This window comes from Brevibacillus massiliensis (genome assembly GCF_000311785.1).
GTDB lineage: Bacteria > Bacillota > Bacilli > Brevibacillales > Brevibacillaceae > Brevibacillus_C > Brevibacillus_C massiliensis.
Genome location: NZ_HE978559.1, coordinates 22,442 through 34,783, shown reverse-complemented (window position 1 = coordinate 34,783; position 12,342 = coordinate 22,442). Strand labels below are relative to the sequence as shown.

Annotated in this window: 11 protein-coding genes; 2 read left to right on the top strand and 9 right to left on the bottom strand. The window is 53.7% G+C overall.

Annotation, left to right across the window (positions count from 1 at the left end):
• Positions 1-264 precede the first annotated feature (264 nt).
• The 3 genes from HGBM_RS25805 to groES form a co-directional block, all read right to left on the bottom strand.
• On the bottom strand, positions 265-2,664 hold the full coding sequence (locus HGBM_RS25805) for a penicillin acylase family protein (RefSeq protein WP_019123974.1): 2,400 nt from the start codon (positions 2,662-2,664) through the stop codon (positions 265-267).
• Positions 2,665-2,859: 195 nt separating this feature from the next.
• A complete protein-coding gene (gene groL, locus HGBM_RS25800) occupies positions 2,860-4,482 on the bottom strand; it encodes a chaperonin GroEL (RefSeq protein ID WP_019123973.1) in 1,623 nt (540 codons plus the stop codon).
• Positions 4,483-4,539: 57 nt separating this feature from the next.
• A complete protein-coding gene (gene groES / locus HGBM_RS25795; protein WP_019123972.1) occupies positions 4,540-4,824 on the bottom strand; it encodes a co-chaperone GroES in 285 nt (94 codons plus the stop codon).
• A 315-nt stretch (positions 4,825-5,139) separates the two neighbouring features.
• Between groES and HGBM_RS25790 the strand changes: the two genes are divergently transcribed.
• A complete protein-coding gene (locus HGBM_RS25790; protein WP_019123971.1) occupies positions 5,140-6,264 on the top strand; it encodes a CAP domain-containing protein in 1,125 nt (374 codons plus the stop codon).
• 69 nt (positions 6,265-6,333) lie between these two features.
• On the opposite strand, the gene HGBM_RS25785 is transcribed toward HGBM_RS25790, so the two are convergent.
• The 6 genes from HGBM_RS25785 to HGBM_RS25760 all read right to left on the bottom strand — a co-directional run bounded on the left by HGBM_RS25785 (position 6,334) and on the right by HGBM_RS25760 (position 10,314).
• Positions 6,334-6,774 carry a hypothetical protein gene (locus tag HGBM_RS25785; protein ID WP_019123970.1) on the bottom strand — a complete coding sequence of 147 codons (441 nt, stop codon included), beginning with the start codon at positions 6,772-6,774 and terminating at the stop codon, positions 6,334-6,336.
• Between the two features lie 86 nt (positions 6,775-6,860).
• Positions 6,861-7,643 carry a twin-arginine translocase subunit TatC gene (gene tatC, locus HGBM_RS25780; RefSeq protein WP_019123969.1) on the bottom strand — a complete coding sequence of 261 codons (783 nt, stop codon included), beginning with the start codon at positions 7,641-7,643 and terminating at the stop codon, positions 6,861-6,863.
• Positions 7,644-7,690: 47 nt separating this feature from the next.
• Positions 7,691-7,996 (bottom strand): twin-arginine translocase TatA/TatE family subunit, encoded by a 306-nt coding sequence (locus HGBM_RS25775; RefSeq protein WP_035288119.1) that lies wholly within the window; start codon positions 7,994-7,996, stop codon positions 7,691-7,693.
• Positions 7,997-8,022: 26 nt separating this feature from the next.
• Positions 8,023-9,024, bottom strand: a complete 1,002-nt coding sequence (locus HGBM_RS25770; RefSeq protein WP_019123967.1) for a molybdopterin-binding protein — start codon at positions 9,022-9,024, stop codon at positions 8,023-8,025.
• A complete protein-coding gene (locus tag HGBM_RS25765) occupies positions 9,018-9,533 on the bottom strand; it encodes a MogA/MoaB family molybdenum cofactor biosynthesis protein (RefSeq protein ID WP_019123966.1) in 516 nt (171 codons plus the stop codon). Before HGBM_RS25765 ends, HGBM_RS25770 begins: the two co-directional genes overlap by 7 nt.
• Positions 9,534-9,726: 193 nt before the next feature.
• A complete protein-coding gene (locus HGBM_RS25760; RefSeq protein WP_019123965.1) occupies positions 9,727-10,314 on the bottom strand; it encodes a 5-formyltetrahydrofolate cyclo-ligase in 588 nt (195 codons plus the stop codon).
• 81 nt (positions 10,315-10,395) lie between these two features.
• Here HGBM_RS25760 and HGBM_RS25755 point away from each other — a divergent pair, with 81 nt between their 5' ends.
• On the top strand, positions 10,396-12,342 hold the full coding sequence (locus tag HGBM_RS25755) for an ABC-F family ATP-binding cassette domain-containing protein (RefSeq protein ID WP_019123964.1): 1,947 nt from the start codon (positions 10,396-10,398) through the stop codon (positions 12,340-12,342).

The window sequence follows — 12,342 nt, the reverse complement described above, 5'->3', positions numbered from 1 at the left end:
CAAAGAGCATTTTTGCCGTTTATCAGCGGCGACTCTTACAACTCTATCACATAGTATCGTTAAAATCAATAGTAAATCTTAACTTTTTTTGAGAGAGTCAGAGAGTCAACTCATCCCTTTGAGAGAGACATCCGTTATCATAACAAAGCATTGAACGGGATGCAAGATCATTTTAAAGGGGGAACAGGAAATGTAACAAACAGGAAGGCTGTCCCATTCATTTAGGAAAGCCCCCGGAAGGTACCGGGGGCAGAATGAGAATACTCAATTGCCAGGGGTGAGAACAAATTTCTTTTCCGCAGCCTGCTCAATCTTTTCACGGCTGTACAGGAGAGGGAAAGCCTTGTCGCTAGCCCAAAGCAGGAACAGGTCCTGATAATGGGGATCCCGGTAGTCGCCGGATTGGCCGGGACTGTTTACGGCCACTGATTCATCCCAGTTGCCTACATCGATCACCATTCTGAACGACGCTCCGCTTATCTGCCGAAAATCACCCGAGGAATAGGATGTGTTTCCTACGGTATCAGCGCTGCCCCCTCTGGGGAGCCGTGCGATGTTCATCTTGCTTGCTGTCTGTTCATCTACGAGCGCGGCAAGCGGATGTTTCAGCTCGGCGTGGTGCAGGTCTCCCCACTTCCACTTCGTCATGTCAGCTCCGAGCAGGTTCTCCAGATGCTGGATCGCTTCATCCAACGTCGACAGCAGCAGTTCATCCCGTACTTTTGCAGGATTGTCACCAAGCCGCTGATCAGGTTTTTCTACCAGGTTGAGGATGACGACCGGGTCCCCCGCCCCTGTCAACTGTTTCGCTTCAGCCGGAACCAGCTTTGCTACCATCGCGGGCCTGACGTGTTGTTGATACCAGACTTCAAACAAGGCGGCCGCCGCAGAGTCTGGCGATAGTTGTCCGTCCCAGTTTTTCAGGAGCTGCAGGGCCTGCTTCTGCTTTTCATTATTGGGCTGCAGATTTACCAGCAGCGGCTGGATCCTTTTTGCCGGTTCGGATTGGTAGTCTGTCTGCAGACGCAATGCATCCTGCACACTCAGCTTGTCGTCTTGGCCAAGCACCTCGTCAATCCGGTTAAACCGGAACGGAGTGGCCCACTCAAACCCTAGCTTGTATTGTTCGTAGCGGTAATCTTTCGGCAGGTTCATCTGATTGGCCGTACCGATGTACCCTCGGGAAGGGTTATACTCGGACGGCAGCTTCTCTTGATTGAGGAAGCCGTTCCATTCATAACGCCCGTCTCCCGGCACTGGCAAAAGACCGTCCCAATTCTTTCTCACAGGCGTCAGTCCGCCGGGTTTCCAGCCTATATTGCCCTGAGTGTCGGCATACACCTGATTTTCCGAAGGAGAACCCCACTGGTTCATCGCCTTGGAGAACTCCTTCCAATTGGCAGCAGTCATGTAAGAGGAACTTCCCAGATACGGGGCCATCCCGGGCTCCAGCCATGCCGCCCGAACGGCATAGGCTTTATTTTTCTCCGCGTCCTTGTAAATGACGGGGCCGTGAGTGGTGTATTCCAGCGTCACTTCCTGTGCCGGCCCGCCATGTACAGGGACGGATTCCTTCACTTCCTTCATCGGGACCCATTTTCCCTTGTACCAGTATTCTGATGGATTTTTCGGATTGGTCTCATAAACGTACAAGTCCTCCTGGTCAATGGCAAAGATGGTTAATCCGAAGGCAATTTTTCCATTATGGCCGATCGATATGCCGGGTAAAATAGGTTCACCTGCCCCGATCACATCCATGCCAGGTGCCGACAAGTGGGCAATATAGCGCAGCGAGGGGAGTGACAGCGTCCGATGCGGGTCATTGGCCAGAATTGGACGTCCGGTTTCCGTGCGCGCTCCGCTCACGACCCAGTTGTTGCTGCCGATATTGGCCTGTTGGTGCAGCTCCTCTGCCAGGCTGGTCTGTTTCAATGTTCCCGTCGCCTGATCGAACTCGACTCCCTGGGTTGCCAGGTCGTATACTTTTAGTACGTCTTTGGGGATATCACCGTAATCGACTCCCTCAGGAACTTCCATCTTCCACTGCGGTTCCAGCCGCTGGCGGATACTCTCCACATCCCCGCCAAATTGACTCACAATCTGCGCCCTGGCCACTTCGCTCTTCAAGTTTCTCGTCAGGCCATGACTGCGGATCCGGACGATATCCTCGGGCGACCATTGGGCCGGTTCGTAGCCCAGAATTCGAAATTCCTCCGGGATCAATTCCGGATTTGCCAAAGCCTTTTCCACATACGCATTGATTCCATTGACAAAAGCGGTAACGATTTTCTGGGTATCAGGACCGTAGGCTGCCCATTCCTTCTTCATGTCCCCGCGATACAGGAACAGTCGGGCTGCCCGGTCCTGGTCGACGTATGCGGGCCCCAGCACCTCCGACAGCTGACCCAACCCTCTCCTTCGCCAAAGATCGATTTGCCATAAGCGGTCTCTGGCAGCATTAAAGCCCTGAACAAAAAAGGCGTCCTCCTGGCTGGAAGCATAGATGTGGGGAACGCCCCAGTGATCGACAATGATCTCCGCCGCATTCTTCAAGCCGGGGACGCGATACTCAGTCACAGCTGTCGTACCGCTATCGGCCGAAACCAGCCCGGGTGTGGTCAAGAACAGCATGCCCGCCAAAACGGAAAGAACGAATCGCTTCATAAAGATCAATCTCCTTTCGCTGATAATAGAGTTTACTCGAATCAGGCCAAAATCACCTTGGTAAAATGTTTCTATTTTTAATTTTCAGACTAATTTTTAGCTGGTTCTTTTGTCAGAGACCGACTCGACCGCAACCAAAAAAGGAGACAGGCAAAATACCTGTCTCCCAGCAGTCATTCGGGATCTCGTTCCCGATTACATCATGCCCATTCCGCCCATGTCCGGCATGCCGGCAGGAGCTTTGCTTTCTTCTGGCTTATCTGCTACAACAGCTTCCGTGGTCAGGAACATGGAAGCGACAGACGCAGCGTTGGAGAGTGCAGAACGGGTAACTTTAGCAGCATCGACAATACCTGCTTCAAGCATGTTGACCCACTCTTCCGTAGCGGCGTTGTAACCAATGCCAACCGGTTCTTTCTTCAGGCGTTCGACGATGATCGAACCTTCCAAGCCCGCATTTTCAGCGATTTGACGAACCGGCTCTTCGAGAGCACGCTTCACGATCTGTACGCCAACTGCTTCTTCGCCTTCTGCTTTGACAGCTTCAACTGCTTTGATCGCGTTGATGAGCGTCGTACCACCGCCAGGAACGATACCTTCTTCCACAGCGGCGCGGGTGGAGTTGAGCGCGTCTTCGATGCGGAGTTTCTTTTCTTTCAGTTCGGTTTCGGTAGCTGCTCCAACCTTGATTACTGCTACACCGCCAGCCAATTTTGCCAGGCGCTCTTGCAATTTTTCACGGTCGAAGTCAGATGTAGTATCTTCGATTTGCTTGCGAATTTCATTTACGCGACCGTCGATCGCAGCTTTATCGCCTGCACCTTCAACAATCGTCGTATGTTCTTTGGTAACAACCACTTTGCCAGCGCGGCCGAGTTGTTCCAGTTTCGTGGATTTCAGGTCGAGACCCAATTCTTCGGTAATCACTTCACCGCCGGTCAGGATCGCGATATCACCGAGCATTGCTTTGCGGCGATCGCCAAATCCAGGAGCTTTAACAGCTACAGCCGTGAAGGTACCGCGCAGTTTGTTGACCACCAGAGTAGCCAGTGCTTCGCCTTCTACGTCTTCGGCGATGATCAAGAGCGGCTTGCCGCTTTGCACCACTTGCTCCAGAATCGGCAGTACTTCCTGGATGTTGGAGATTTTCTTATCGGTGATCAAAATGTAAGGGTTGTTCAGAACGGCTTCCATCTTGTCAGTATCGGTGATCATGTACGGAGAAGCATAGCCGCGGTCAAATTGCATCCCTTCGACTACTTCCAATTCGGTAGCGAAGCCTTTGGATTCTTCAACGGTGATGACGCCGTCTTTTCCAACTTTGTCCATAGCCTCAGCGATCAGGTTTCCAACTTCCTGATCGTCAGCGGAAATGGCTGCAACTTGTGCGATAGCAGCTTTGCTTTCAACCGGCTTGGCGATCGATTTGATCTCTTCTACAGCAGCGCGAACTGCTTTTTCCATACCGCGACGGATCACCATTGGATTGGCGCCTGCCGTTACGTTTTTCAGTCCTTCGCGAATCATCGCATGGGCCAGAACAGTAGCAGTAGTCGTACCGTCACCAGCTACATCGTTGGTTTTGGTCGCAACTTCCTTCACAAGCTGTGCGCCCATATTTTCATAAGCGTCTTCCAATTCGATTTCTTTCGCGATCGTCACCCCGTCATTGGTGATCAGCGGGGAGCCGAATTTCTTCTCCAGAACGACGTTGCGGCCTTTTGGTCCAAGCGTTACCTTAACAGCGTTAGCCAATGCTTCTACACCGCGCAACATGGAGCGGCGGGCGTCTTCGGAAAACTTGATTTGTTTTGCCATGTTAACAACCTCCTACGTTATGTGTTATTTTCGATCACTATGTGCAAGTGGCGGAAATTAGTCGATAACCGCCAGAATATCCGATTCGCGCAGCACGAGCAATTCCTTGTTGTCCACCTTTACTTCAGTGCCTGCGTACTTGGAGAAGATGACTTTGTCGCCTTCCTTTACTTCCAAAGCGATACGTTCGCCGTTGTCAGCAACGCGACCGGATCCGACTGCAATAACGCGGCCTTCTTGTGGTTTTTCCTTAGCGGTGTCTGGCAAAACGATACCGCTAGCAGTTGTTTCTTCTTTCGAGATTGGTTCGAGTACCACACGGTCACCTAATGGCTTCAACACAAAAAACACCCTCCTCAAATAGATGTGATTCGTTTAGTTGTTAGCACTCCTCTTGGTCGAGTGCTAACACCCAATTCCTATAATAATGAATCGCTTTGTCCTTTGCAAGTACTTTTCAACCACTATTTTGCAATTTCTCCTGAGCACTCACTTTATCTACTATCTCCAAACGGGCCTCCCTTATACTTGCCGTCTTCAGCCTGAAAACTTCTAACTATTCCAAAAAATTTATAGAGTAGATCCGGTACTATTAACAGCCCGAAATCATATAAATAGAATCAGAAGGCTACCATACGCTAAAGGAGGGGGTTCCCTTTGTACAAACGTTGGTTTATCGCATTGGGCAGCATTACTGTCTTGGCGCTGATGACCGCGTGGGAGTTCAGGGCAAACAGCGATCAGCAGAAAGCAATTGGCAAAGGCCCGCAAACAGACACGCCCGTCGTCATTGAAGCAAACAGCAATCCCCCTGCTGCGCTCCCGGAGACCGTGTCCGGCAGACTTCCCACGGTTGCTGCTGCGGCCATCGAGCAAAGGGCTGTCAGCCTGTTCGGCATTGCGCTTGGGGACACAGAGCAGCAAGCGCTCTCCAAATTGGGGCAGCCGCAGCGGCGCGACCCAAGCCCGTTCGGGTATGTATGGCACGTCTACAATCAGGATTTTGATCATTACCTGCAGGTCGGAATCGCAGACGGCAAGGTAGTCGATTTGTATTCAAACGCTCCTGCGGCAGCAGTTGATGACATTGGCGTCGGCACTGACTACCAAACGCTTGCGCAAAAGTACGAGGTGAAGGATCTGATTTCCTTTACGTACAAAGGAGTTAACGTTGAACTGACTAATCAGGCAAAAGAGCGGCCGCTTGTTCTGGATGGAGGAACACCGATCATATTTTATCTCGACAAACCCAGCGAGCGCGATGTGTCAGCGATCCGACTGCTCGACAAACTGATACTCTTGCGGGGCGGCTATTATGAAATGAAATGGACGTATACCGGGGATGGTCCCAGCTTTGACGCCCCTGTGCTGACACTTTTGCAGCAGCAGCAGATCGATACGGCTCACGCCCGGCAAATATTTGACCTGGTAAATGTGAGCCGCTACCGCAATCAGCTTCCGCCCCTGGACTGGAACGAACAGGTGGCATCCGTAGCGCAGAGCCACAGCCATGATATGTCGGATGCGCACTTCTTTGACCACATTTCTGCATCGACTGGTTTGGATCCGTTTGAGCGCTTGAAGTTTTCCCGTGTTGCTTACCAAGCGGCTGGTGAAAATATTGCAGCCGGCTATCCCGATGCGATTGAAGCTCACGAGGGCTGGATGAACAGCCCCAGCCACCGAAAAAATATCCTGTCCAAGGAATTCACCCAACTAGGTGTCGGTGTCTATGACGATTACTATACGGAGGATTTTATTACCCCAAAAGCTCCTCAATAGACAGTCCCGGCCCTGCATACGAAAAAAGACGCTCCATCCTGGGAAGTCCAGGCTGGAGCGCCCTGTCGGCTACTGCTGTTTTTGCAGATGATCGGCACGGGGAGCAGCCTTTATCATGTCCCGCAGGCTCTGCACGCTTCCGGAAAATTCGGCGAGAATCGTGCTGTGCTCTTTGGTATGCAGGATGAGCCAAGGCGCCCGGGCTCCCTGCTTGGGCATCACGACGAACATCTCCACCACTTTTGCCTGGACGTTGCCAGGCTGAACGGTCAGCTCCCGCGGCGGAGCCAAAGGGATTTTCAAGATCTCCACTTTTGTCAGTGAAGGGGCCAGCTCCTGCACCCTTCCGGTAACACGCTTCAAGATATCAGCCGCTTCTTGTTGAAACTTCTCCGAATTGGCGAAGGTTTGGATGACCCGTTCCTTGTCCGTGTCGTACAACTCCACATCTTCCGCCTGAATCGGCTGAGCGGAAAACAGCATCAAGGCTAGACAGATGGATTTCCACATCTCATTTTCCCCCTTCCATCTACATGCCGTAGTATGCCCGAAAACAAGAAAACATCTCTCGCCTGTAGAGCAAGAGATGCTGCATGTCAATCCACATTCACTTCTTCAGCGCTGCCGTATTGAAGCTCCCACTCTTCGTCCTCTTTCAACTGCTTGCGGTAGACCACCCGGCTGAGGAATACGCTAATCTCATATAAAATAATCAGCGGAATCGTCACCAGTATATGGCTGACCAAATCAGGGGGAGTAATCGAGAAGCCGATCACTGCCAGGACGAAATAAGCGACACGCCTGATCTTGGCCAATCGGAGCGGATTGAGAATCCGCAGCCGGGTCAGGAACATGACGATAATCGGCAGTTCAAACAGCAGCCCGAACGGGATCAGAAAGTTAAACATGAAACTGAAATACTGGGCAATCCCGAACATGACTTCATTCCCGGTGTTGATCGTCAACTTCGTCATAAAGCCGATCAGCATCGGAAAGATCACGAGATAGCCGAATAAGACCCCGCCGACAAACAGGAGGAAAGCAGCGGGAATAAAATAGACGGCAGCCCGCTGCTCTACTTCCCGCAGCCCCGGACTGACAAACTTCCAGACATGGTACAGGGCTACCGGCAGGGTCACGATCAGAGCGATCAAAAAGGCAAACTGCATGTAGACGCGAATGATATCAGTCGGAGCTAGCGCCACTGTAGGAATCGCTCCGGCCGCAGAGGTCTTTTTGACGTATTCCATCACCGGGCCGGCACAGGCGAGCCCCAGTATCAGCGAGACCACCAGGACGATGAGCACCCAGATGATCCGATTTCGCAGCTCCGTCAAATGCTCAACAACTGTCATATCCGTAACGTGGTTCTTTCCCATCCCGGCACCTACCCATCCAGACACATCAAAAGAAACATGTCAGGTCATTACGCCTTTTGTTCTTGCTCTATCTGTTCGCGGATTTTTGCCTCCAGGCGCTCCCGTTCAATCCGCTCGCGAATTTCCTTTTCAATCTGCTCCCGGTCGACTGTGGTGTCGGTCGCTGCAGCTTTCTGTACGTTCTGCGTCCGCTGGTCCTCCTCTTCGCCGGTCAGGCCGCGGGTTGCGTTCTTAAACTCTTTCAGGGTATTGCCGACAGCGCGCCCCAGCTCGGGCAGCTTTTTCGGTCCAAACAAGATCAGCGCTAAAATCAAAAGTAATACAAATCCACCTATCCCGATATTCGTTGGCAAGTTACTCACTCCATTTCTTTAAGAATTTAGGTATGCAGCAAACCACCGTAGCCAAGGCAAGTCACGTCTTGTTCGGTGATTTCCTCGCCAAGCAACAAACGCGGAAGGAAAACGTCAAAGGAAGTAAACGGCTCGTGCATGACAGCCCCCGGCAATCCGAGTATCGGAGTCTTTCCCGCGTAGGCGATCATCAGCATCGATCCGGGCAGCATCGGCGTCCCGTAACGGACCACCCGCGCCCCCACGCCGGCGATCGCACCAGGCGTCCGGTCGTCTGGGTCGACGGACATGCCGCCGGTGACGAGAACCAGATCTACACCTTGTTCTAAAAAGTAGCGAATCTCCTGTTCAATCATCGCCTTATCGTCAGAGGCAAATCGCTGCTCCGTCACGACAGAGCCCAGCGCCTCCACTTTGGCCCGAACAGCGGGGCCGAACTTGTCGGCAATCCGCCCGGAGTAGACTTCGCTGCCGGTCGTCACCAGCCCTACCCGCTTAGGCGCAAACGGAATCACTTGGACGATCGGGCCGGAAAAGCTGGCCGCCACCTGCTCCAGCTCGCGGATCCGTTCCTCTTCGATAATCAACGGAATGATGCGTGTGGCTGCGACCGCCTTCCCCGCATCTACTACCCGGTTGGTTACAATCGTCGAAAGCGCGATCGCTTCCAGCTCATTAATGGCGTGAACGGCAGCCGCGTTTACCTTGGCCAGTCCCTTTACTTTCGCCTTCAAGGTAATCTTCCCTTCGGCCGGCTCGGACATCGTCAAGCCCCCGCCGATGACTGCCGAAGCGATTCGCTCCGCAGCTTCGTTCTCGTGCAGGTGTCCTGGCGGCATGTCCAAGATGTAGATGTGTTCCTTGCCGATCGACAGCAGCGGTTCGATATCCTCTTCAGTAATAACATGCCCCTTTTTTAGCAAGCGCCCCTTAAATTGCCCGGGAATAATTTGCGTGACATCGTGAGGCAAAACCATGCCGACTGCCTGGCGAACGGGAACCTCGATAAACTTCGGTTTCGTTACCAACCGTAACCCCCCCACTCTTCCCGGGTCTGTTCACGCCCCTGCAGAATGTGAAGGGCATCCGGGATCATGTCAGCGATCGCTCTCAGACAGATATCTACCCCTTTCGGACTTCCGGGGAGGTTCAGGATGAGGCTGTTTCCCCGCGTCCCGGCGACTGCCCGGGTCAGCATCGCGCGGCGGGACTGCTGCAGTCCGGCCCGGCGCATTTCCTCGGCGAATCCCGGAACAGGACGGTCGATCACCCAGGATGTGACCTCCGGGGTCACGTCCCGGGGACTCAGGCTGGTGCCGCCGGTGACGATGAGCAGATCGCATTTTTCGCGGTCGACGAGCTCTATCATCTGCTCTTTCAGCTCTTCCATATCGTCCGGGACTGTCCGGTAAACGGAGACGTCCGCCTGCAAAAACTCCTGTGACAACTGCCGCAGCACGCCAATTCGGTCGTCTTCCCGCTCTCCTTTGGCAATGGAATCACTTGCTGTAATCACGCCGATTTTCCAATTTGACATACGTATTTCCTCCGCTTCACTGACAGAAGTGGACTTGTATACAAGCATGCCCAATTTATCCAAAGGGCAACAGCCAAGCTTCTGTTTTTCCGTTGTCGCAAACTTTCCGCCAATCGTTCTGACGGCCTACATTATACTACATCTTATCCTACTTCGATTGTACACTAATAATGGTTTTTATGGCAGAAATGTTTCAGTTGTGTGCGAAGTCGACAACCCCTTCTTCGGTCACGAGGCAGTCAAGGGGCTGATCGTGCGGCTCCCGCGGCACTTCCCCGGTCACTTGCAGCATAAAGCCGGCGCCGATCAAAAGCGGCCGGCGATTCAGCCGTGCCAGGAACCGGTCGTAGTAACCCCCGCCGTAACCGATCCGGCCTCCTTTGCGGTCAAACACCACGCCGGGCACGATCACCGCCTCAATCGCGTCGGGGTCGGCGGGTGCGGACCTGGACGGATCCGGCTCGGCAATGCCGTAAGCCCCCGTACGCAGCATCGACTCCCCTGTGAACAGATAGGGGATGAGCTGCCTGGTGGACGGGACCGTCAAAGGCAGATAAACCTCTTGTCCCCGCTTCCGGGCCTCCGCCAAGAACGGCCGAATGTCGATTTCATCGCGAAACGGATAAAACCCGAGCAGCGACCTGCATTCGGCGAGCGGCTGGTACGCCAGCAAATGGCGGGTCATTTGCCGTGCCCTCTGCTCGCGCTCCTCCGCCGAAAGCGACGCTCTGGCCTGCAGCACCCGCTTGCGCAGCACTCGTTTTTGTTCCCCGATCTGCACGTATCCTCCCCCCTGCTTCCCCTTGTCCTTAGGCTTTGGCTTACGCTACACTATATGGGACATCCATCTTGAGGTGAAACCATGATTTTACTGCAAGCCGAACACATAAACAAAGCCTACGGTGTTGAAACCATTCTACAAGATATATCATTGCAAATACAATCCGGAGAGCGGGTCGGACTGGTCGGCGTGAACGGGGCCGGGAAGTCTACCTTGATGAAAATTCTCGCCGGCCAGCTCAGCTTTGACAGCGGTGTGATCCGCAAGCCCAAGGACGTGACGCTGGGCTATCTGGCCCAAGACAGCGGGTTGGAGTCAGAGCAGACGATCTGGGACGAGATGATGGGCGTCTTCCAAGATTTACAGGAAGAAGAGCGCGTGCTGCGGCGTTTGGAACTGGAGATGGGCAGCGAGGAGGTTTTAGCGGATGAACGGCGCTACAAGCAGGTGCTTGAGGAGTACGACAGACGCTCTGTCGCGTTCCGCGACCGGGGCGGTTACAGCTATGAAGCGAGTATTCGCGGCGTCCTGCACGGTCTGCGCTTTGCCGACATGGAGGTGACGACTCCTATTCAGACGCTCAGCGGCGGGCAAAAAACCCGTCTGGCATTGGCCAAGCTGCTGCTGCAGGCCCCTGACCTGCTTTTGCTCGACGAGCCGACCAACTACCTGGATATCGAGACGATGACCTGGCTGGAAACCTATCTGCAAAACTACAAAGGCGCGATCCTCGTCGTCTCTCACGACCGCTACTTCCTCGACAAGCTGGTCACGGTCATCTACGAGATCGAACGGAACCGCGCCACTCGTTACGTCGGCAATTACAGCAAGTTTCTCGAGACCAAGGCGAGCCGGATCGAACAGGAACTGCGCATGTATGAAAGGCAGCAGGAGGAAATTTCCAGAATGGAGGATTTTATCCAGCGCAACATCGCCCGCGCCACCACGACCAAACGGGCGCAAAGCCGGCGCAAGGCGCTAGAGAAAATGGATCGTTTGGAAAAGCCTGTAACCGGAACGAAGGCAGCCCATTTTTCATTTGGAATTGCCAAAATGAGCGGCCACGATGTGGGGAAAATAACCAACCTGTCGATCGGCTACGGTGATCATGTACTGGCCGGCAACCTTACCTTTACGATCGAACGGGAAGAGCGGGTTGCCATCGTCGGGCCGAATGGCATCGGCAAATCGACGCTGCTCAAAACCATCATCGGCCAGCTTCCTGCGCTGCGCGGGCAGATACAGCTCGGCAGCAATGTGACGATCGGGTACTACGATCAGGAACAGCAGAATTTGCACGAGGGGAAAACGGTGCTGGCGGAAATCTGGGACGACTATCCGAACATGCTGGAAAAGGACGTCCGCACGCTGCTCGGCAATTTTTTGTTCAGCGGTGACGACGTGCTGAAGAAGATTGGCGATCTGTCTGGAGGCGAAAGAGCTCGGGTCTCCCTGGCGAAGCTGATGCTGCAGGAGGCCAATTTCCTCCTCTTTGACGAGCCGACCAACCACCTTGACATCTTGAGCAAGGAAGTCCTGGAAAATGCCTTGTTTGACTATCCCGGCACCATCCTGTTCGTCTCCCACGACCGCTACTTCCTGAACCGCATCGCCACCCGCGTGCTGGAATTATCACCGGATGGTGTGACCAGTTACCTCGGCGACTACGACTACTACGTCGAGAAGAAGCAGGAACTGGCTGAGCTGGCCCTGGAGAGAAGCAAGGAAAAGGCTGCAAACCCCGGCGCAAAACAGACTCCGGCTCAAGCTGTCCCCAAAGAAAAGCTGAGCTACGAGCAGGAAAAGGAAGCAAAACGGCGCGAACGGCAGCGCCTGCGCCGGATCGAAGAAATTGAGCAGACGATCGCCGAGCGGGAAGCAGAGATCGCCCGTTGGGAGGAAGAGCTCTGCCAACCGGAGATCTACTCCGATCACCTTCTGGTAAAAGAGCGGAATGAATGCATCAGCCAGGCCCGCGCCGAAATCGATCAACTGCTCGAGGAGTGGAGCGATTTGTCGGACGTCTAG

Excerpts from the sequence above, each read along its gene's own strand:
- HGBM_RS25805 (WP_019123974.1), bottom strand. The coding sequence starts at position 2,664 with ATGAAGCGATTCGTTCTTTCCGTTTTGGCGGGCATGCTGTTCTTGACC.
- groL (WP_019123973.1), bottom strand. The coding sequence starts at position 4,482 with ATGGCAAAACAAATCAAGTTTTCCGAAGACGCCCGCCGCTCCATGTTG.
- HGBM_RS25785 (WP_019123970.1), bottom strand. The coding sequence starts at position 6,774 with ATGTGGAAATCCATCTGTCTAGCCTTGATGCTGTTTTCCGCTCAGCCG.
- tatC (WP_019123969.1), bottom strand. The coding sequence starts at position 7,643 with ATGGGAAAGAACCACGTTACGGATATGACAGTTGTTGAGCATTTGACG.
- HGBM_RS25765 (WP_019123966.1), bottom strand. The coding sequence starts at position 9,533 with ATGTCAAATTGGAAAATCGGCGTGATTACAGCAAGTGATTCCATTGCC.
- HGBM_RS25755 (WP_019123964.1), top strand. The coding sequence starts at position 10,396 with ATGATTTTACTGCAAGCCGAACACATAAACAAAGCCTACGGTGTTGAA.